Below are 20,762 nucleotides of genomic sequence, written 5' to 3'. Positions count from 1 at the left end.
CATCCCATTGGCGGTTGAAAAATACATAGCACTCTAAGTATATCGAAGCCAAGGGGGGACGACGGATCGCGTCCGGCGCCCTATCATGAACCGACATCGATGCCGAAAGGAAGATCATGACTGCAACGGGGAAGAGCAAGGGGCCGCTCGACGGCATTCGCGTCGTCGAGATGGGACAGTTGATCGCGGGTCCCTTCTGCGGCCAGCTGCTCGGCGACATGGGGGCGGAGATCGTCAAGCTCGAACCCCCCGGGACCGGCGACCCGATGCGTCATTGGGGCCAGGGCGACAAGCCGAGCTGGTGGCGCGTGATCGCACGCAACAAATATTCGGTCGCCTGCGACCTGCGGTCGGACGAGGGGCAGCAGCTGGCGCGCGGCCTCGCCGCACGCGCCGACATATTGATCGAGAATTTCAAGCCCGGCACGCTCGAGAAATGGAATCTCGACCCCGCCGACCTGCGCGCCGCCAACCCGCGGCTGATCGTCGTGCGCGTGTCGGGTTACGGCCAGACCGGCCCTTATGCGGCGCGCGCCGGCTTCGGCGGCATCGGCGAGGCGATGGGCGGGTGGCGCGCCATCGTCGGCTATCCCGACCGGCCGCCCGCGCGCATGGGCGTCTCGATCGGCGACACCCTCGCCGCGACCTACGGCTGCATGGGGGCGCTCGCCGCACTCCACCACCGCGAGCGGACGGGCGAGGGACAGATCGTCGATTCGGCGCTCTACGAAGCCGTGCTGCAGGTGATGGAATCGACCGTGTCCGACTATTCGGTCAGCGGCACCCGGCGCCGGCGCACCGGATCGACCCTGCCGGGGATCGCGCCGTCGAACGTCTATCCGTGCCGCGACGGCGAATATCTGATCGGCGCCAACGGCGACGCCATCTTCGCCCGCCTCGCCGCAGCGATGGGGCGGCCCGAACTTGCGGCCGACCCGCGCTATGCGACCCATCTCGCGCGCGGCGCGCATCAGGAGGAACTCGACGCGCTGATCGCCGCATGGACCGCGACGCTGACCGTCGCCGAACTCGAAGCGAAGATGATCGAGGCGAGCGTCCCCGCCGGGCGCATCTACGACGCCGGGGAGATGATGGCCGACCCGCATTTCGCCGCGCGCGAGGCGCTGGTCACGGTGCCCGACGCCGAGTTCGGAACCGTCACCATGCAGGGCGTCTTTCCGAAGCTGTCGGCGACGCCCGGCAGCATCCGCCGCCCCGCCCCGGTCGCGGTCGGACAGGACACCGACGCGGTGCTCGAACGCTGGCTGGGGCGCGAGGGATAGGACGCCAGCGCATTGTCATCGCGAATGGAGCGAGGGATAAGGCGCCCCCAAACGACCCGTCATTGCGAGCGGCGCAGCCGCGCGGCAATCCAGAGTAGCGTAAACCGCCCTGGATTGCTTCGCTCCGCTCGCAATGACGCAAGCGGGTCCATTCAAAATCCCTACGCTCCGGAACGGCGGAACCGTCACCCGATCTCGTAGAAGACGTGCCGTACGCCGAAGCTGGTGACCTCGCCCACCCCGACCGCGAGGGTGCCGTTGAGCCAGCCGTAGGTCTCGCTCGCCGTCTCGAACACCGCGGCGATGCGCAGATAATAGCGCGACGGATCGACCGGCGGCTTCGCGGGGTCGGCGAACAGCGCCCGGACGTCGTCGGGGATCAGGCTGCGTCCCGTATAGGTCAGGTAGATGAGGTCGCCCTCGTCCGTCTTCCACACCGCGCGCGCGTCGAAAGTGCCCACCGCCGCGTCGCCGATCCGGCCCGAACGCGGCCAGTTGCCGCCGCCCGGCAGCACTTCGCCGGTGATTCGCGGCCCCAGGATGCGGCCACCGGTGACATAGCCGACGCGCTGCTCGCCAAAGGGCGACGCCCCGATCGCGATGATGCCGCCGCCGACATCGAACTCCACCGTGCACAGGTGGCGGCTTTCGAGTCCCGCCGGAACCGGTGCCTTATCCTGCTGCGTCATGCTGAATCCTCCTGCCAAAGCTATGGACAGTATAAAACCATTAGTATACTAAGGGTCAATCAGATTGACGGACCCCGGACGCTATCGGGATGCCGAAACAACGAAAAGGGAGGGTGCACATGAAGTTTCTTCATCCGATTCTGCTATCCGGCGTGGCCCTGGCCGCGATGACCGCGGGCGCGGCGCCGGCGATGGCGCAGGCCGCGGATGCCGCCGACACCGCCGCGACCGGCAGCGAGATCATCGTCACCGCACAGAAGCGCGCGCAGAATCTGCAGGATGTGCCGATCTCGATGGAAGTGGTGAGCGGCGAGCGCATCGCCGACTTCGCCGCCGCCGACTTCAAGGCGGTGCAGAATTACGTCCCGAACGTCTTCGTCCAGCAGACGAACGGCAACGACACCATCTATATCCGCGGCTTCGGCTCGCCGCCGCAGAACTTCTCGTTCGACCAGGCGGTCAGCGTCTATATGGACGGCATCTACGCGGGCAAGATGCGCCAGGCGCTCAACCCCTTCTTCGACGTCGCGCGCGTCGAGGTGATGCGCGGGCCGCAGGGTGCGCTCTATGGCAAGAACACGCCGGCGGGCGCGGTCAGCGTCGTCAGCGCCGGTCCGACCTCGTCGTTCGAGGGCGGCGTCACCGGCACCTATAATTTCGACCTCGAAGGCTATGACCTGACCGGCTATGTCTCCGGCCCGGTCAGCGACACGCTGAGCCTGCGTGTCGCGACGCGGCTCCAGAATCAGGAAGGCTATATCCGGAACGTCGCGACCGGCCGCGACGACCCGCGCAACAAGCTGCAGCTGTTCCGCGTCAGCGCGCTGTGGGAACCCAGCGACAGCTTCGACATGTCGGCGAAGCTCGAAATATCGAACTACGACCGCATCGGCGGGCTCGGCGTGTCGAGTCCCGTCAACACCAGCCAGCGCCCGAAGCTGGAGCGCTATACCGAGGAATATCCGCTCGGCCTGGAAGGTTATAGCAACCGCTCGGTGCTCGGTTCGGTCATCGCCAATCTCAAGGTCGGCGACCACACGCTGACCTCGATCACCGGCTATTCGTGGTTCAACGGCGACGTCACCAACTATTTCGACCAGCAGACGCCCGCGGGTCCGGTCGTCGAAAATTCGGTCGCCAACAAATATCCCGAGAATTTCCACCAGTTCTCGCAGGAACTCCGCCTGCTGTCGCCGACCGGCGGCACGCTCGAATATGTCGTGGGCGCCTATTACGACACTGCGCGCTACAATGTGGATCCCTTTCTCTACTACGATCTGCGCGCCTATAATCTGGTTTCGCTGAACCAACTCTATTTCCACCAGAAATCGCGCACCCTGTCGGTATTCGGTCAGGCGACCGTGCGTCCGGTCGAAGGCGTGCGGATCATCGGCAGCCTGCGCTACACCAACACGCACAAGGACGGGACGTTCAGCGGCAAGCTGCTCGACGGCCAGATGTTCCGGCCGCTGACCACGGCCAGCGGTTCGATCAGCGAAGGTCTCACCGATCCGTCGATCACGGTCCAGTACGACCTGTCGCGCGACCTGATGGTCTATGCGGTCTATGGCCGCGGGTCGAAGTCGGGCGGCTTCGTGTCGAACACCTTCGGCACCACCGACGCGACCTTCGTCTACAAGCCCGAACGCTCGCGCAACTGGGAGGCGGGCATCAAGTCGACGCTGTGGGACGGCCGCGCGACCCTGAACATGTCGGTCTACAATACCAAGTTCACCAACCTCCAGACCTCGGGCTACGACCCCGATTCCTCGTCCTACATCACCAAGAACGCGGCGTCGGCGACGGCGAAGGGCGTCGAGGCCTCGCTGCGCATCGCGCCGAGCCGCTATTTCGACATCACGGCGTCGGCCGCCTATCAGGACATCAAATATGATCGCTATCCGGACGCCCCCTGCCTGGCCGGCATGACGGGCCCGATCTGCGATCTCAGCGGGCGCCGCCTGCCCTATACGTCGAAGTTCACCGGCAACGTCGCGGTCCACGGTCGCGTCGACGTCAGCGACTACAAGCTCGACGGCACGGCGGTGCTCGGCGGCCGCTCGGGCTTCTTCGACTCCGACGACCAGAGCCCGCTCTACGGCTATCAGGGCGGCTATGCGAAGCTCGACCTGCGCCTGCAATTCGCGCCGCAGGACGACAGCTGGCACATCGCGCTGGTCGGCAAGAACCTGACCGACAAGCTGACCACCGGCAGCGCCTTCCGCCTGCCGGTCCCGATCACCACCTCGGAACGCTCGATCCTGTTCGTCGAACCGCCGCGCAACATCGCGATCGAGGCCGGAGTGAAATTCTAAAACAGGGGCCAGTCCCTGGGGTGAAGGCGGCCCCCTCCGCATCTGCGGAGGGGGCCGTTTTTCTATAGTGTGTTCGGTTTTGATCGAATCGAAACCGGCACTCCGGATTGTTGTTTTGCCGCGTTTTCCCAGTCGTCAGGCGATTCCGCCTGACTTGAAAACACTCTAGGCGGCCGGCGTTTCATGCCCCCATTGCCGCGTGACGACGCCCTGCTCGCGCCGCACTGCGACCCAGTCGCCGCCGGCAAGACCGTCGTCCTCGATCAGGTCGATCACCGCCGCAGCGATGTCTTCGGGCTGGCAGCGTTCGTTGTTGGCGAGGATCGGGGCCATCCAGTCGGCGGCGCGGTCGCCGCCGGTCGTGTGGAGGATCGGCGTGTCGGTGAGACCGGGGAGCACCCCCATGACCCGGACGTTCCAGTCGGCCTTCAGCGCCGCGCAGCAGCGCGTGAACATCATCGCCCCCGCCTTGGTCGTCGCATACATCGCATCGCGAAAGCCGGGGCCGAGCGCGACGGTCGACACGGTGTTGACGATCACCCCGCCGCCGCGCGCCCGCATCGCCCGCGCCGCGATCTGCGTCGCGACGACCAGCGAGGTCAGGTTGACGTCGACGATCCAGCCGATCCGGTCGACGGGCATTTCAGGAAAGGCGTCAGGGCCCGACACGACCCCGGCATTGTTGTGCAGGATGTCCACATCGCCCTGCGCACCGAACCACGCCTCGACCGCCGCGAGGTCGGCAAGGTCGAGTCGGTGCGGAATCGCGTGCGCGCCCAGCGCCGCGACCTGCCGCGCGCTATCCTCCAGCCCCGCGCCGTCGATGTCGACGAGCGCGATCTCCGCCGCGCCGCGCCCGGCGAGCATCAGTGCGGTCGCGCGGCCGATGCCCGACGCCGCCCCGGTGACGATCGCGCGTTTTCCCTTGATGTCCATGATATCTCTCCCGCTGCCGCGCCCGGTCGACCGTAAAGCGCGTTGACAGATAAACTTAAATACCTAAGCATTCCGGCGAAGCAAGAATCACGTTTCGGGGAGAGCCATGACGCAAGCCACCGCGCTGGAAGCAGGCGCCGCGCCGCCCGATCGCGGCCTCGGCCTTCGCCGGACCGTCGCGCTCGCGATGCTGTTCCTCGTCGGGACGATCAACTTCCTCGACCGCCAGCTCCTCTCTGTGCTCGTCGAGCCGATCCGTGCCGAGATGCAGTTCAGCGACACCCAGTTCGGGCTGCTCACCGGCCTTGCCTTCGCGCTCTTCTATGCCGCGATGGGCGTGCCGGTGGCGATGATCGCCGACCGCTGGAACCGCGTGAAGCTGGTCGGCATCGCCTGCGTGATATGGAGCGTCTTCACCGCCGCGTGCGGCATGGTGTCGAATTTCTGGCAACTGGCGGTGATGCGCTTCGGCGTCGGCACCGGAGAGGCGGGCGGGACCGCGCCGTCGCTGTCGGTGCTCGCCGACTATTATCCGCCGGCGCAGCGGCCGTTCGTGTCGGGCCTCTTCACCCTCAACGGGCCGTTCGGGGTCTTTCTCGGCACGGCCTTCGGCGCGTGGGCGGCCGCGCACATCGGCTGGCGCCAGGCCTTTTTCGCGGTCGGGCTCGTCGGGCTCGTCGTCGCCCCGCTGCTCGTCTGGCTGGTGCGCGAGCCGCCGCGCGGGCAGATGGACGCGCCGGCGCGCGTGCCGGCGGGCGCCGGGATGGCCGCCGACGCCAGCCCGACCTTCGCCCAATGCTTCGCTGCCTTCGTCCGCCGCCCCTCGCTGCGGATGGTGCTGGTCGGCAGCGGGCTCGCGGCCTTCGTCAGCTATGGCATGCTCAACTGGATTCCCGCCTTCCTGATGCGGACGCAGAAGATGCCGCTCGAAGCGATGGCGACCTGGTATGCGAGCGCCGCCGGGCTTACCTTCGGCATCGGCATCCTCGGCGGCGGCTGGCTGGTCAGCCGCTTCGCGCGCCGCTCGACACGGGCCTATGGCACGATCCCGGCGCTCGCGACGCTGATCCTCGTTCCCACGCTGGCGGCGGCGCTGCTGGTCGACGACTGGCGGCTGTCGCTGGCGCTGATGCTGCTGCCGATGGCGGCCTGCACCGTCTATGTGGCGCCCGCGCTGGCGCTGGTCCAGAACCTGACCCCGCCGGGTTCGCGCGCGACGTCGGTGGCCTTGCTGCTGCTGATGTTCAACATCGTCGGGCTGGGGCTCGGGCCGCTGTTCGTGGGCATGGTCAGCGACGCGCTGAAGGCGGCCCATGGCGACGAGAGCCTGCGCTGGGCGCTGCTGAGCATCCTGCCCTTCGCCGCCGCGGCGGGGGTCGCGCAATATGCGATGGCCCGCCACCTCGAGGGCGATTTCGCCGAGTGACCCTATTTTCAGGAAATGATCGGGAGACGATGATGGCAGAACAGGACGATATCCGGGTGATGGCCCAGCGCTTTTTCGACGCGATCGAGGCCGGCGACATAGAGACGATGAAGGCCAGCTTCACCCCCGATGCCGAGATCTGGCACAACAGCGACGAGGCGATCGTCACCCCCGAGCAGACCGCCGCGACGCTGACCGGCATGGTCGCGCGGATCAAGGACCGCGCCTATGCCGAACGCCAGCTCCACGTCTTTCCCGGCGGCTTCGTCCAGCAGCATGTGCTGAAGGGCCGGCGGGTGCACGACGACGTCGCGGTGCGGCTGCCCTGCGCGATCGTCTGCCGCGTCGAGGACGGCAAGATCGCGCGGCTCGACGAATATTTCGATTCGGCGCATGTTGCCGCATTCCGCAAATATGCCGACGCCTGAGGAGGACGCCATGCCCGTGCTGCGCCAGGTCCCCCGGTCCGAAGTGACCGACGAGACCGTCATCGCCTATTACAACCGCCTGTTCGGCGATCGCGACCCGGTCGCCGAGCCGGGCACCGCGACCGGCACACCCGGCGACTGGTGGACCGTCTATGCGCTTGCGCCCGACATCTTCAAGCATGCGGTCGACGGCTTCGCGGTCTATCGCCATCCGGCGCGCAAGATCGACCCGGTGCTGCGCGAGCTCGGCCAGACGCGCGCGGGCTGGGTGAAGGGCAGCCAGTTCGTCTTTTCGCAGCATTGCAAGTCGCTGCGCGGGCTCGGCGTGTCCGACGAGAAGATCGCCGCCATCCCGCATTGGGCGGTCGCCGACTGCTTCGACGCGCAGGAACGCGCCGTGCTCGCCTATGCCGACTGCCTCAGCCAGGCGGGCGGCCGCGTCCCGCTCGCGGTGTTCGACAAGCTCAAGAGCTTCTGGGACGACGAGCAGATCTTCGAATTCACCTACATCACCTGCCTTTACGACATGCACGCGGTGATCACCCGCGCGCTGCGCATGGAATATGACGCGCGCGAGGAGCCGATCGTCGAGATCGCGGCGCCCGAGGGCTTCAACGCCGCCGACTTCCTGAGCGCCCCGGCGCGCAAGCCCGAATGACCGGGCGAAAGGGTCGTGCGAAGGGACGCGGAGCCAATCGTCAAGTTAATTGACGGTTGGCTCCGAACATGCTAGGAATCGTGCCGAGAGGATAGCGATGCAATTCTATAATTCGGTCGGCCCCAACCCCCGCGTCGTGACCCTGTTCATGGCGGAAAAGGGGATCGACATCCCCACGGTCGAGGTCGACCTGCGCGGCGGCGAGAACCGGCGCGCGCCCTATAACAGCGCGGTGAACCCCGCCGGGCAGACCCCCGCGCTCGCACTCGATGACGGCTCGGTGCTGACCGAGATCACCGCCATCTGCGAATATCTGGAGGAGCTGTTTCCCGCGCCGCCGCTGATCGGCACCACGGCCGAGGAACGCGCACGCACGCGCATGTGGGTGCGCCGTGTCGACCTCAAGATCTGCGAGCCGCTCGCCAACGGCTTCCGCTTCGCCGAAGGGCTGCCGCTGTTCGAATCGCGGATGCGCTGCGTGCCGGAGGCGGCGCCGGGGCTGAAGGCGATCGCCCAGGACGGGCTGCGCTGGCTCGATCCGCTGATCGCCGGGCGCGACTTCATCGCCGGCGACCGGCTGAGCCTCGCCGACCTGCTGCTTTTCGCCTTTCTCGATTTCGGTGCCACGGTGGGCCAGCCGCTCGACCCCGCCTGCACCAACATCGCGCGCTGGTTCGCGGGGATGAAGGCCCGCCCCGGCGCCAACCCGAACTGACTACAGCCGATTGCACGAAGGAGACGGATCATGGCTGCAACCAACAAAGAATTCGAATTTCGCGGCGTCAACCACCTGGCGCTGGTATGCAAGGACATGGCGAAGACGGTCGAATTCTATCGCGACGTCCTCGGCATGCCGCTCGTCAAGACGCTCGACCTGCCGGGCGGGCGCGGACAGCATTTCTTCTTCGACCTCGGCAACGGCGACAGCCTCGCCTTCTTCTGGTTCCCCGAAGCGCCCGAGGCGGCGCCCGGCATCGCGGCGCCAGAGGCGCTGCCGACCCGCGGCAACTTCATGTCGGCGCACGGGTCGATGAACCACATCGCCTTCAACGTGCCCGCCGAGAAGTTCGAGGAATATCACCAGCGGCTGATCGACAAGGGTATCGACGTCACGCCGATCCTCAACCACGACAATTCGGAAACGCAGGTCGCCGACAGCTTCGACGACAGCGTCTATGTCCGCTCGATCTATTTCTTCGACCCCGACGGCGTCTGCCTCGAATTCGCGGCGTGGACGATGGCGAACGGCGAGTTCACCGACGCCGACGTCGCGCACGACCCGCGCCAGGCCGACGGCACCCGGCGCGAGGGATTCGTCCTGCGCAACAAGGCGCTGGCGGCGAACGACGCGGCGCTGGCCGGCGAGATGACGCCCGCCGAATAGTCCCGGGTCACTGGGAACCCCCTGTGGCCCGGCCGCGCGCCGGGCCCTTTTTTGGGGGAATCATCGAATGCCAAAGCGCCAAATTATCGTCCCGGCGAAAGCCGGGACCGCTGTCGCGCCGGCGTCAGCCTTTCAGGCGGTCCCGGCTTTCGCCGGGACGACGGAAATCGGTCCCCGCCACGACGCCGTCAGGGTCGGAAAGCCTTTATCCCACCGCGCGGTCGCGGCCTTCCCAATAGGGCGCGCGCAGTTCGCGGCGCAGCACCTTGCCCGACGGGTTGCGCGGCAGCGCGTCGATGATGTCGACGCTCTTCGGCGCTTTGTAGGCGGCGATGCGCTCGCGCGCCCAGGCGATGACGTCGTCGGCCGCCACCTCGGCGCCGGGCGCCGGGACGATCAGCGCCTTCACCGCCTCACCCCACTTGGCGTCGGGAACCCCGATCACCGCGACGTCGGCGACGCCGGGGCAGCCCATGATCGCGCTTTCGACCTCGGCCGGATAGACATTCTCGCCGCCCGAGACGATCATGTCCTTGATCCGGTCGTGGACGAAATAATAGCCGTCGGCGTCGCGATAGCCGACATCGCCGGTGTGCAGCCAGCCGTCGACGACCGTCTCGACAGTCGCTTCGGGCCGGTTCCAATATTCCTTCATCACGATGTCGCCGCGGATCGCGATCTCGCCGATCTCGCCGTCGCCGAGCGGCCGACCCTCGCCGTCGAGGATCGCCATCTCGGCCCCCGGCCACGGCTGGCCGCAGGAGGTCAGCTTGCCGGGCAGGTCGTGCGCCGCAGGCGACAGATAGGAACCGCCCCCCGCCGATTCGGTCATGCCGTAGAATTGCACGAAGTCGCAGCCGAAGACGGCGCGCGCGCGGCGCAGCACATCCTCGGCGATCGGCGAGGCGCCATAGGCGATCGAGCGCAGCCGCGCATAGTCGCCCGTCTCCGCCCCCGGCTGCTGCAGCATCATCTGGATCATCGCGGGCGCGAGGAAGGCGTGCGCGACGCGTTCCTCGCTCAGCATCGCGATCGCGTCGCCCGCGGCGAAATCCTTGACCAGCACCAGCCGCCCGCCCTGCGCGAGGCCGGAGAAGCTGACGTTCGTCCCCGCGACATGGAACAGCGGCATGACGATCATCACCGTCTCGTCCTCGTCATAGGCGAAGCCGTCGATCTCGGTCGCCATCTCGAGGAAGCGGCGATAGGTCCGGTTCGCCAGCACCACGCCCTTCGGCCGCCCGGTGGTGCCGCTGGTATAGAGCTGGAGCACGTCGTCGCCGAGTTGCGGCTCGTCGGCGGGCGGCGTCGCGGGCGCGTCGCCGATCCAGGCGTCGAGCGATTCGAACGCCGGATGCGCGCCATAGAGCGCGACGAGGCGCGGCGGGTTCGGCAATCCGGCGACCGCGGTGAGCGCGGTGTCGAAGAAATCCTCGCCGACGAACAGCAGCTTCGGCCCGGCATCGCCCAGGATGAATTCGATCTCGCCCGCCGCGAGCCGGCAGTTGGTCGGCGCAAGGCAGGCGCGCGCGCGCGCGGTGCCGAAGAAGAGCGGATACCAGGCGTCGTGATTCTTGGTCAGCACCGACACGCGGTCGCCCGGCGCGACCCCCGCTGCGATCAGCGCGTGCGCGACGCGGTTCGACTGCGCGTCGAGTTCGGCGAAGCGCGTCTCGCGGTCGCCGAATTTCACCGCGACGGCGTCACCGCGCTTGCGCGCCTGCGCCGCCGGTATGTCGGCCAGCGTGCGGATGGCATCCAGGTCAATCATTTCGCTCTCCCACCGTCACTTTGATCTTGAGTTAGATAGAATACTAAGTAAATATTTGACTAGTCCAAAAAGAGAGGATTTGCCTTGGTCGATCACCCCATCCTGCCGACAACCATCGTCGGAAGCTACCCCCAGCCGGACTGGTTGATCGATCGCGAGCGGCTCAAGGCCAGCCTGCCCCCGCGCGTGCGCGCCGAAACGCTGTGGCGCATCCCCGACCCGTGGCTCGCCGACGCGCAGGAAGCCGCGACGCTGATGGCGATCCGCGACCAGGAAGAGGTCGGCATCGACATCGTCGGCGACGGCGAGATGCGGCGCGAAAGCTATTCGAACCGGCTCGCGACCGCGCTGTCGGGGATCGACCGCGAACGGCACGGCACCGCGATCGACCGCACCGGCAATGCGAACCCGGTGCCGCTCGTCTCCGGCCCGATCCGCCGCGTCGCGCCTATCGAGGCGCAGGACGCCGCCTTCCTGCGCCGCCATTCGACGAAGCCGGTGAAGCTGACCCTTCCCGGTCCCTTCACCATGACCCAACAGGCCGAGAACGGCTATTATCCCGACGCGCGGTCGCTGGCGATGGACTATGCCGACGCGGTGAATGCCGAGGTGCGCGACCTGTTCGCCGCCGGGGTCGACGTCGTCCAGCTCGACGAACCCTATCTCCAGGCGCGCGCGGGCGAAGCGCAGGGCTATGCGATCGAGGCGATCAACCGCGCGCTCGACGGGGTCGAGGGCACGACCGCGCTCCACATCTGCTTCGGCTACGCGATGGTCCACCACGGCGCGGGGGCGACCGGCCCCAAGCCCAAGGCCTATGATTTCCTCGCCGAGCTCGAAGCCTCCGACATCGACGTCATCTCGATCGAGGCGGCGCAGCCGGGGCTCGACCCCGCGATCCTCGCCGAGCTGCCGTCCAAGACGATCATGTACGGCGTCCTCGACCTCTCGATCCCCGAGGTCGAGACCCCGGAGGTCGTCGCCGGCCGCATCCGCGAGGCGCTGCGCTACGTCGACGCCGACCGGCTTTGGATCGCCCCCGACTGCGGGATGAAATATCACAGCCGCGAGCATTCGCTGGCCAAGCTCAAGGCGATGGTCGACGGCGCGGCGCTGGCGCGTGCGGAACTGAAATAGCTCTGTCGTTCCCGCGAAAGCGGGAATGACAAGGCGTTATTGCGCCGCAAATCACCCGTCGACGAATTCCGTCAGCAGCGGCACCACCACCTCGGGCGCCTCGATGGTGGTCAGATGCCCCGCGCCGGGCACCACCGCCAGCCGCGCGCCGGGGATCGCGTCGGCGATCTCCTGATGATGCGCGCGGCTGGTGATGCCGTCCTTCTCGCCCCAGACTAGCAGCGTCGGCACCGCGATCTCGCCGAGCCGCGGGCGGCTGTCGATGCGCGCCATGATCGCGCGCTGCTGCGCGAGGAAGGTGTCGGCGCCGGTGTCGGCCGCCATCCGCCGCGCGATGCCGAGCAGCCGTTCGTCGCCGCGCTTCTCCTCGGGAAAAAGGATCGGGATGCGTTCCTCGACCACCTGGTCGAAGCGACCGCTTTCCACCAGGTCGATATAGCCCTGCCGTCGCGCCGTCTGCGCCGGACCGTCGGCCGAGGCGAGCGTCGACAGCAGCGCGAGCCGCGCGACGCGTTCGGGCGCGCGGCGCATCACCTCGAAGGCGACGAAGCCGCCCATCGCGTGCGCGATCAGCGCGAAGCGCGGCGGGGCGTTGTCGAGCAACCGCTGCGCAAAATCCTCGATCCGGTCGTCGCTGCGGTTGTCGGCGAGGATGACCTCGCGATCGGCCCACGCGTCGAGCAGCGGCTGCCAGACGGCGTCGGTCAGAAGCTGGCCGGTGATGAGGACGATGGGGAGAGTCATGGGTTCATTCCTGAAGCTTCGTCATTGCGAGCGGAGCGAAGCAATGACGGACAAAATCATACCACCCGATGCAGCAACGCTTCGCCCGCGCCGAGCCGGCGGATATTCTCGTGCGCGACCGACAGGCTGCGCACCAGCGTCTCGGGCGTCAGCCACGCGATATGCGGCGCGAGCACGACGTTGGGCAGCGCCAGCAGCGGATCGCCCGGCGCCACCGGCTCGCGGTCGAACACGTCGAGCCCGGCACCGCGCAGATGCCCCGAAGCGAGCGCCTCGACCAGCCGCGCGGCATCGACCAGCTCGCCGCGCGCGGTGTTCACCAGCACCGCGCCCTGCTTCATCGCCAGCGGATCGACGGCGCCGCGCGTCTCGTCGGTCAGCGGCATGTGCAGCGAGACGATGTCGGCTTCGGCGACGATGCGCTCCAGCGGCCAATAGGCGTAGGGCGCGTCGCGGCGGCTGCGCGCCGTGTAGACGACCTTCGCGCCCAGCGCCGCGAGCACCGGCGCGAGCAACTGCGCCGAATGGCCGAAACCGACCAGCCCGACCGTGCGCCCCGCCACCTCGCCGACACTGTCGAGTTCGGACGGGTCGGCGCTCCACCCCTCCCCGGCGCGCGTCCGCGCGTCGAAGAAGCAGGTGCGGCGCAGCACCGCCATCATCAGCGACAGCGCCATCTCGGCGACCGCCTGGCTGTTGGTGCCGGGCATGTTGCACACCGCGACGCCGTGGCCCTGCGCCGCGTCGAGCGCGATCGTGTTGACGCCGACCCCCAGCTTCTGGATCAGCTTCAGCTTCGGCGCCGAGGCGATGAAGTCGGGCGTGACGGGAGTCAGGACGTGAAGCAGCGCGGTGATGTCGGGCGCCACCGCGTCGAGCGGTGCCGCCTCGTCGACATGCACCACGACGCCAGGGCCGAAGACCGCGTCGACCGCGTCGCGAAATCCGGGGCTGGGGCGCGCGTGGAGGACGATCATGCCGCGACGGTCCCGATCGGCGCGGCAAAGGCACCGAAGCCCGCGAACACCGCGTCGGCGCCCATCGCCTCCTCGATCCGCAGCATCTCGTTCCACTTCGCCATGCGTTCGGACCGGGTGAAGCTGCCGACCTTGAGCTGGCCCGCGTCCCATCCGGTCGCGAGATGCGCGATGGTGACATCCTCGCTCTCGCCCGAGCGCGCCGAGACGATCGCCCCCCAGCCGCGCGCCACCGCCGCGTCGAGCGCGGCCTTCGCCTCGGTCACGGTGCCGACCTGATTGACCTTGATCAGCGCCGCGTTGCACACCGCCGCCTCGCCCGCGCGTTCGACGCGCTCCGCATTGGTGACGAGCACGTCGTCGCCGATGATCTGCACCCGGTCGCCGATCGCCGCGGTCACCGCCGCCATCGCCGTCCAGTCGTCCTGTCCCGCCGGATCCTCGATCGACAGGATCGGGTAGCGCTTCGCCCATTCGACGATCCGCGCCGCCATCTGCTCGCTCGTCAGGCGCCCGTCGTCGAGCGCGAGGCTGTAGCCCGATGCGTCGCCCAGCTCGTTCGCGGCGATGTCGAGCGAGATGAACACCTCCTCGCCCGCGCGGTGCCCGCTCGCCTCGATCGCCCTGGTCAGCGTGTCGAGCGCGTCCTCGTTTGAGTCGAAATTGGGCCACCAGCCGCCTTCGTCGGCGACCCCCGACAGCGGGCCCTTCGCCTCCATCAGCCGGCCTGCGGCGCGATAGACGTCGTCGGTGATCTCGAGCGCGCGGCGGAAACTGCCCGCCTTCGGGCACATCACCATGAAGTCCTGCACGTCGGTGCGCCGTCCCGCATGCGCGCCGCCGCCGAAGATCTGGATTTCGGGCAGCGGAATGCGCGCCGGGCGCCCGCCCGCCAGATAGCGCCAAAGCGGCTCGCGCGCATCGGCCGCGGCCGCGTGGAGCACCGCCATCGACACCGCAACCACCGCATTGGCGCCGAGCCGCGCCTTGTTCGGCGTCCCGTCGAGGTCGCACAGCGCCTTGTCGACCGCCGCCTGATCGCGCGCGTCCATGCCGGCGATCGCCCCCGCGATCTCGGCGCCGATTCCGGCGACCGCGCCATTGACGCCATAGCCTCCGAACGCCGTGCCGCCGTCGCGCAGGTCGATCGCCTCATGCGCCCCGCGCGAGGCGCCCGCCGGCGCGATCGCGCGGCCGACCGCGCCCGATTCGAGCAGGACCTCGGCCTCGACGGTGGGCCGGCCGCGCGAATCCCAGAGCTGGCGGCCGGTGACGGAGGCGATACGCGAGGTCATGCAAAAGTCCTTTTCCAGTTGGCGACGAGGGCGTCGACGGGCGCGGGATCGCGCAGCAGCGCCCGCGCCTGATCGCGCACGATGCGCTTGTGTTCGGGGTCGGTCAGATAGGGGGCGGGCGACTTGCCCTCGACGCGCGCGAGCAGCAGCGCGGCGGTCAGCCGGCCGGCGCGCAGCAGCAGCCCGTCCGGCGCTTCCCAGTCGATGCCGGCGCGATAGGCCGCGACCAGCGCCGCCGCCGCATCGCCCAGCCGCGCATCGTCCAGCCACACCGCCTTGAGCAGCAGATGCGTCGTGCAGAAGGCGAGGTCGAAGGCCGGATCGCCATAGACCGCGCATTCGGCGTCGAGGAACACCGGGCCGTCGGCGGCGACGAGGATATTCTTGGGACTGACGTCGCCATGCACCAGCGCGATCTTCGCCGCCGACAGCGCGTCGGCGAGGTCGCGCAGCACCGGCGCCAGCTCGGCGTCGTGATCGGCGACGTGCAGCAGAAAGGGATCGATGCGCAGCGCGCGGAACATCGCCTGGGTCGGAAAGGCGTCGCGGTCGGCGGCGCTGTTCGCGGTCGCGGCGTGCACCGCGGCGATCCGCGCGCCCACCATCGCCGCGAAATCCGCATCGACGCGTCCCGCGATCAGTTCGTCCTTCCACACCGGGCAATCGGGCAGGAAGCGCATCGCGAAGCCGTAGTGCGGCAGCTCGGCGAGCACCTCGGGCGCGATGCGCGGATCGACGCCGCGCGCGCGCTTCAGCCAGCGCACCTCGCTCGCGCCGCGCTCGACCGGCGCGTGCCATTCGGCGGCGACGCGGAGCTGTTCGAGCGGGCGCTTGACGACGATCGGGCCCACCGCCGTCTCGACCTTCCACACGTCGCACGACACGCCGCCGGTCAGCGGCTCGAGCGCCGGCGCCTCCGTCCCGATCAGGCCGGCGCCGCGCAGCCCTTCGACGATGTCGGCACCGGCCGTGTCCACTTACAGCTTCTCCCGGATCCACGCGCCGACGAGGTCGGCGGCATTCTGCCGCTCCTCGATCGAATCCTCGAAATAATGCGCGCCCTTGATCAGTTCGATCTGCTTGTCGGTCGATCCGAGGAAATCGAAGATCTTGCGCGCATCGCTCGGGAAGACGCCGGTGTCGGCGGTTCCCTGGACGACCAGCGCCGGGGTGTCGTGCTTGGCGAGGTGCGGCTGGCCTTGGCAGGGGGAGGTTTCGAGGCTCCACATGTTGAGCCAGGTTTTGATCGTATTCGCACGGCCGATGCTCGGCGAGCGGTTGGCGATCGCGGGGTCGCCGCGATAGCACCAGTTGGGCTTGCGGTCCGACGGGTCGATCGCCGGATCGACGCAGCGGATGTCACCCCAACAGCGGAACATCGGGAAGATGCGATCGGGAATCCCGGCGTCGTTGAGGCGCTTCAGCTCGGCCTTCGCCCAGTCGGTGATCCGCTGGTTGCGCGCGCGCTGTGCGGCGCGATATCTGGCGATGAATTCCTCCGAATAGGGCGGACCGTTGTCGGGGTTGAACGGGTCGAGCGCGGGATCGGTCAGCGTCGGGTCATTCTCGTCGATCACCGACGCGTCCATCCAGTCGGTCAGCACCTCGGGCCGGCCCTGGTGCGCGTTGAAGCTGATATAGAGGTCGCCCTTCACCAGCTGCGCGAGCGCGTCCTGCCCGGCGGAGGACAGCCGGTCGGTCAGCGTCGGCGCGATCGCCTCGGCCTGATAGGCGCCCATCAGCGAGCCGCCGCCCGAATTGCCGAGGATGACGATCTGTTCGACCCCGGCCTCTTCCTTCAGCCACTTCATCCCGACGCCGATGTCGAGCACCGCATGTTCGAGCAGGAACTGGTCCTCCATCCCGCGATAGCGCGTGTTCCAGCCGAGGAAGCCGAAGCCCTGCCGCGCGAAATAGGGCGCGATATAATGTTCGGAGAAATCGACGTTGTAATGGGTGGCGATGATCGCGACCTTCGGGCGCTTGCCCGCCTCGGTCCAGTAGATGCCCTGGCACGGATGCCCGCCGGCCTGGATGCGCGGCGCGGTCGGCGACACCCTTCCGATGAATTGCGCGTCCAGTCCTTCGATCCCGTTCGGGTCCATTAGTTTCTCTCCTGCTGGTTATATCTCACCATCGTCATCCCGGACTTGATCCGGGATGACGAAAGTGGGGAACATATCAACGGCTGACCTCGAAAGGCAGTTCATAGCCCTCCAGCCCGGCGCGGATCGCCCTCTTGTCGATCTTGCCGGTGGGGCCGAGCGGGATGGCGTCGACGAACAGCACGTCGTCGGGCATCCACCATCGGGCGATCTTGCCGTCGAGAAAGGCCTTGAGGTCGTCGGCCGAAGCCGTCGCGCCGGGTTTCAGCTCGCACAGCAGGATCGGCCGCTCGTCCCATTTCGGATGCGCGACGCCGACCACCGCGGCGTTGGCGACCGCCTCGTGCCCCATCGCGATATTCTCGATCTCGATCGAGCTGATCCACTCGCCGCCCGATTTCACCACATCCTTGGCGCGGTCGGTGATCTGCATATAGCCTTCGGCGTCGATCGTGCTGACGTCGCCGGTGTCGAAGAAGCCCTCGTCGTCGAGCACGTCGCCGCCCTCGCCGCCGAAATAGCCCGCCGCGATCGTCGGCCCCTTGATCATCAGTCGTCCGGGCGTCCGGCCGTCGTGCGGCAGGCGGTTCCCCGCATCGTCGACCAGCTTCATCTCCAGCCCGCAGAGCAGCCGGCCCTGCTTCAGCTTGTACGCCATCTGATCGGCGTCGGACTTTGCCGCGACCGACGCGTTCGGGACCGAAACGGTGCCGAGCGGCGAGGTCTCGGTCATCCCCCAGCCCTGGATGACGTCGACGCCATAATCGTCGCGGAAGGTGCGGATGATCGATTCGGGGCATGCCGAGCCGCCGATCGTCACGCGCTCCAGCGTCGTGAAGCGCTTGCCGTTCTCCTGCATATATTGCAGCAGCATCTGCCACACGGTCGGCACCGCGGCCGAATAGGTGACGCCCTCCTGCTCGATCAGGTTGTAGATCGATTCGCCGTCCATCCGCTGCCCCGGCAGCACCAGCTTCGCACCGACCGCGGGCGCCGAATAGACGACACCCCAGGCGTTGGCGTGGTACATCGGCACGACGAGCAGCACCGTGTCGCGCGCCGACAGCGCGAGCGCGTCGCGCTGCAAGGTCATCAGCGCGTGGATGTAATTGGAGCGGTGCGAATAGAGCACGCCCTTCGGATTGCCCGTCGTCCCGCTGGTGTAGCAGAGGCCGCAGGCGGCATTCTCGTCGAACCCGCCCCACGCATAGTCAGCCGGATGATCCGCGATCCAGTCGTCGAAGGCGACGGCGGGAAAGCTCGTCTTCGGCAGCGAGGCGGCATCGCAGAAGAAGATCACCTTCTCGATCGACGGCACCTGCGGCAGCAATTCCTCGACAAGGTCGGCGGTCGCCGGGTCGGCGATCAGCAGCCGGTCGCCGGCATGGTTCGCGATATAGGCGATCTGTTCGGGAAACAGCCGCGGATTGAGCGTGTGAAGCACCGCCCCCATCCCCGCCGCGCCGTACCAGGCGGCAAGGTGGCGGGCGCCGTTCCAGCCCATCGTCGCGACGCGGTCGCCGGGCGCGATCCCCTCGGCGGCGAGCGCGTTCGACACGCGCCTGGCGTCGGCGCGGACGGCGGCATAGGTGGACCGGGTGACGCGCCCCTCGGCATCGCGCGACACGATCTCGCGCGCGCCGTGCCAGGCCGCCGCATGATCGATGATGCGATCGACGGTCAGCGGCACATTCTGCATCAGTCCGTCCATGGGCCCGCGATCCTCCCTCGTTGGTCCGGCCTCCTTGCATCCCCGGCCGGTAAAAGCATAGTATACTAAGTATCTCCGGTTTGCAACGCCGCTCTGCCTTGCTTCGCCCCGCCCCTTCTTCTAGCGTCGCGCCGCCGGCGTCCGACCGGGAAACAGGGGTTCATCGCGGCATTCCATGCGCACCAATCAGCTCATCATCGCACTGTTCCAACGCTTCTGCTGGCTCGACGAAGGGTTGCAGTCGCGGCTTCACGATCGCGGCTGGCCCGACATCAGCCGGCCGCAGTCGATGATCATGACCAACATCGCCAGCGGCATCGTGCGCCCGTCGGACATCGCACGCAACCTCGGCGTGTCGCGCCAGGCGATCCACAGCACGATCAACCAGATGGTCCGGCTCGGCGTCGTCCGGCTGGAGGTCGACCCGCGCGACCGCCGCCACATGACCGTGTCGCTCACCGAACTCGGCGCGCGGATGCGCCGCGACGCGCAGCGCGCGATGGACGCGCTCACCGGCCAGCTCGCCGAAAAGCTGGGACAGGAGCGCTTCGACGCGCTGCTCGAGGCGCTCGAGGCCGACTGGGGCGACAATATCGAGCGCCAGCCCGACGCCGCCGGACGCGCCTGACCTCGACGTCCTAGCCCGCCAACGCCCCGGCGACCGCGACCAGCCGCGCCGCGGTCATGTCGACCAGCGACGCGGGCAGCGCATCCTTCAGCGCGCCGTCGGCGTCGAACGCCGCATGGGCGTTCGGCACCAGCACCTGTTCGGGAATCACCAGCGTCTGCACGGTCGAGAGGATCTGGCGCAGGTGCGCGAGCGCCCGCAGCCCGCCGAACGGACTGATCGACGCCGCCATCACCGCCGTCGCCTTGCCGCGATAGGCGGTCAGCGCGACAAGCCCCTCGTCGCCGGTCGGGCGCGACGCCCAGTCGATCGCGTTCTTGAGCAGCGGCGGCACCGACCCATTATATTCGGGCGACACGAACAGCAGCCCGTCCTGCGCCGCGAACAGCTGCTTGAGGCGCAGCGCGTCGGGCGGAAAGGCCTCCGCCTCCAGCGCCGCCGAATAGAGCGGCAGGTCGAAGGTCGCCAGATCGACCTCGACCACCTCGGCGCCATGCGCCGCGAGCCGGGCCGCGGCAAGCCGGGCGAGCGCACGGTTGAACGATCCGGCGCGCGTGCTGCCGGCGATGACTGCGATATGGGTCATGGTCCCTCCCGATCGAAATTGGTTAGTGTTCTAACCTTCAATCGTAGCGGGGGCAACCGCCGACGAACGGATCAGGCGCTGGCGTCCGACAGGATCGTCAGCTTCGCCGTCTCGTCGGCGAGGTTGGCGATGACGCGGCGCATCAGCGCCTGCAGCTGCGCGACCTCCTCGTCGCTCATCCCGCGCGTCGCGATCTGGTGCACCTCGGCGTTGATCGGCGCGAGCAGGATTTCCAGCTTCTTCGCGTGCGGAGTCAGATAGATGAAGGTCTTGCGCCGGTCCGCGTCGGTCTTGCGGCGCGTGATGAAGCCGGCCTTCTCCAGCCCTTTCAGCGCGACCACCGTCGTCGGCTCGCGCATCCCGACCCGCTCGCTCAACTCGCGCTGGGTGATGCCGTCCTCGCGCCACAGCTGACGCAGGAAGCGCCACTGGCCCGACGATACGCCGTGCGACAGCGTGCCGCGTTCGAGCAGGCGCGAAAAGGAGCGAAAGGTGATGCGGGCGAGATAGCCGATGCTGTTTTCCGGATTGGTGAAATATTCGGCCGGATAGCGCAATGTCGGATTCGTCTTGGCCAATGCTCTTCCCCCGTCGGTCCGCCGGTCGCGCGGACCCTGTCTGATCGAACGAACCTGAAACCGACCGTAGGGGCCTATGATTCGTCCGGCAATAGTTTCGGCGCGCCGGCA

20 protein-coding genes are annotated in these 20,762 nt (G+C 67.9%); 9 read left to right on the top strand and 11 right to left on the bottom strand.

Annotated features, from left to right (window positions below; all coding sequences use genetic code 11):
• The first annotated feature begins 116 nt into the window (after positions 1-116).
• Positions 117-1,283: a CaiB/BaiF CoA transferase family protein gene (locus SGRAN_RS02215; protein ID WP_067180417.1), complete on the top strand. Its 1,167-nt coding sequence runs from the start codon at positions 117-119 to the stop codon at positions 1,281-1,283.
• Between the two features lie 185 nt (positions 1,284-1,468).
• On the opposite strand, the gene SGRAN_RS02210 is transcribed toward SGRAN_RS02215, so the two are convergent.
• Positions 1,469-1,972, bottom strand: a complete 504-nt coding sequence (locus SGRAN_RS02210) for a DUF3237 domain-containing protein (protein WP_067180415.1) — start codon at positions 1,970-1,972, stop codon at positions 1,469-1,471.
• A 119-nt stretch (positions 1,973-2,091) separates the two neighbouring features.
• Here SGRAN_RS02210 and SGRAN_RS02205 point away from each other — a divergent pair, with 119 nt between their 5' ends.
• Positions 2,092-4,287 (top strand): TonB-dependent receptor, encoded by a 2,196-nt coding sequence (locus SGRAN_RS02205; RefSeq protein WP_067180413.1) that lies wholly within the window; start codon positions 2,092-2,094, stop codon positions 4,285-4,287.
• A gap of 165 nt (positions 4,288-4,452) precedes the next feature.
• On the opposite strand, the gene SGRAN_RS02200 is transcribed toward SGRAN_RS02205, so the two are convergent.
• A complete protein-coding gene (locus SGRAN_RS02200) occupies positions 4,453-5,223 on the bottom strand; it encodes an SDR family NAD(P)-dependent oxidoreductase (RefSeq protein ID WP_067180410.1) in 771 nt (256 codons plus the stop codon).
• A gap of 106 nt (positions 5,224-5,329) precedes the next feature.
• Between SGRAN_RS02200 and SGRAN_RS02195 the strand changes: the two genes are divergently transcribed.
• The 5 genes from SGRAN_RS02195 to SGRAN_RS02175 all read left to right on the top strand — a co-directional run bounded on the left by SGRAN_RS02195 (position 5,330) and on the right by SGRAN_RS02175 (position 9,119).
• Positions 5,330-6,649 (top strand): spinster family MFS transporter, encoded by a 1,320-nt coding sequence (locus SGRAN_RS02195; protein ID WP_067180392.1) that lies wholly within the window; start codon positions 5,330-5,332, stop codon positions 6,647-6,649.
• A gap of 29 nt (positions 6,650-6,678) precedes the next feature.
• Entirely contained in the window at positions 6,679-7,077 is a 399-nt protein-coding gene (locus tag SGRAN_RS02190; protein WP_067180390.1) for a nuclear transport factor 2 family protein, read from the top strand.
• Positions 7,078-7,087: 10 nt separating this feature from the next.
• The gene (locus SGRAN_RS02185) at positions 7,088-7,735 is read left to right on the top strand and encodes a carboxymuconolactone decarboxylase family protein (RefSeq protein WP_067180383.1); all 648 of its coding nucleotides are present in this window, start codon (positions 7,088-7,090) and stop codon (positions 7,733-7,735) included.
• Positions 7,736-7,832: 97 nt separating this feature from the next.
• Positions 7,833-8,450, top strand: coding sequence for a glutathione S-transferase family protein (locus tag SGRAN_RS02180; RefSeq protein ID WP_067180381.1), 618 nt, complete (start codon positions 7,833-7,835; stop codon positions 8,448-8,450).
• A 30-nt stretch (positions 8,451-8,480) separates the two neighbouring features.
• A complete protein-coding gene (locus SGRAN_RS02175; protein WP_082737042.1) occupies positions 8,481-9,119 on the top strand; it encodes a VOC family protein in 639 nt (212 codons plus the stop codon).
• 205 nt (positions 9,120-9,324) lie between these two features.
• On the opposite strand, the gene SGRAN_RS02170 is transcribed toward SGRAN_RS02175, so the two are convergent.
• Positions 9,325-10,890: a long-chain-fatty-acid--CoA ligase gene (locus tag SGRAN_RS02170; RefSeq protein WP_067180380.1), complete on the bottom strand. Its 1,566-nt coding sequence runs from the start codon at positions 10,888-10,890 to the stop codon at positions 9,325-9,327.
• An 84-nt stretch (positions 10,891-10,974) separates the two neighbouring features.
• On the opposite strand from SGRAN_RS02170, the gene SGRAN_RS02165 reads away from it, so the two are divergent.
• On the top strand, positions 10,975-12,027 hold the full coding sequence (locus SGRAN_RS02165) for a cobalamin-independent methionine synthase II family protein (protein ID WP_067180378.1): 1,053 nt from the start codon (positions 10,975-10,977) through the stop codon (positions 12,025-12,027).
• Between the two features lie 51 nt (positions 12,028-12,078).
• Here SGRAN_RS02165 and SGRAN_RS02160 read toward each other — a convergent pair whose 3' ends face one another.
• The 6 genes from SGRAN_RS02160 to SGRAN_RS02135 form a co-directional block, all read right to left on the bottom strand.
• Positions 12,079-12,771, bottom strand: coding sequence for an alpha/beta fold hydrolase (locus SGRAN_RS02160; protein ID WP_067180377.1), 693 nt, complete (start codon positions 12,769-12,771; stop codon positions 12,079-12,081).
• 56 nt (positions 12,772-12,827) lie between these two features.
• Complete coding sequence (locus SGRAN_RS02155; protein ID WP_067180374.1) at positions 12,828-13,748, bottom strand: NAD(P)-dependent oxidoreductase; 921 nt, start codon at positions 13,746-13,748, stop codon at positions 12,828-12,830.
• On the bottom strand, positions 13,745-15,043 hold the full coding sequence (gene eno / locus SGRAN_RS02150) for a phosphopyruvate hydratase (protein WP_067180373.1): 1,299 nt from the start codon (positions 15,041-15,043) through the stop codon (positions 13,745-13,747). The genes SGRAN_RS02155 and eno overlap by 4 nt, the downstream gene beginning before the upstream one ends.
• The gene (locus SGRAN_RS02145) at positions 15,040-16,020 is read right to left on the bottom strand and encodes a phosphotransferase family protein (protein WP_067180371.1); all 981 of its coding nucleotides are present in this window, start codon (positions 16,018-16,020) and stop codon (positions 15,040-15,042) included. The genes eno and SGRAN_RS02145 overlap by 4 nt, the downstream gene beginning before the upstream one ends.
• Positions 16,021-17,148, bottom strand: a complete 1,128-nt coding sequence (locus tag SGRAN_RS02140) for an alpha/beta hydrolase (RefSeq protein ID WP_067180369.1) — start codon at positions 17,146-17,148, stop codon at positions 16,021-16,023.
• 76 nt (positions 17,149-17,224) lie between these two features.
• Positions 17,225-18,859 carry a long-chain-fatty-acid--CoA ligase gene (locus tag SGRAN_RS02135; protein WP_067180367.1) on the bottom strand — a complete coding sequence of 545 codons (1,635 nt, stop codon included), beginning with the start codon at positions 18,857-18,859 and terminating at the stop codon, positions 17,225-17,227.
• Between the two features lie 175 nt (positions 18,860-19,034).
• On the opposite strand from SGRAN_RS02135, the gene SGRAN_RS02130 reads away from it, so the two are divergent.
• Complete coding sequence (locus tag SGRAN_RS02130) at positions 19,035-19,487, top strand: MarR family winged helix-turn-helix transcriptional regulator (RefSeq protein ID WP_067180361.1); 453 nt, start codon at positions 19,035-19,037, stop codon at positions 19,485-19,487.
• 10 nt (positions 19,488-19,497) lie between these two features.
• On the opposite strand, the gene SGRAN_RS02125 is transcribed toward SGRAN_RS02130, so the two are convergent.
• Complete coding sequence (locus tag SGRAN_RS02125; protein ID WP_067180360.1) at positions 19,498-20,073, bottom strand: NADPH-dependent FMN reductase; 576 nt, start codon at positions 20,071-20,073, stop codon at positions 19,498-19,500.
• Between the two features lie 71 nt (positions 20,074-20,144).
• The gene (locus SGRAN_RS02120; protein ID WP_067111202.1) at positions 20,145-20,651 is read right to left on the bottom strand and encodes a MarR family winged helix-turn-helix transcriptional regulator; all 507 of its coding nucleotides are present in this window, start codon (positions 20,649-20,651) and stop codon (positions 20,145-20,147) included.
• Positions 20,652-20,762: the final 111 nt, after the last annotated feature.

Origin of the sequence: Sphingopyxis granuli (assembly GCF_001559015.1) — a bacterium.
GTDB lineage: Bacteria > Pseudomonadota > Alphaproteobacteria > Sphingomonadales > Sphingomonadaceae > Sphingopyxis > Sphingopyxis granuli.
Note: the sequence above shows the minus strand (reverse complement) of the source record. Positions and strands in the feature narration are given on the sequence as shown.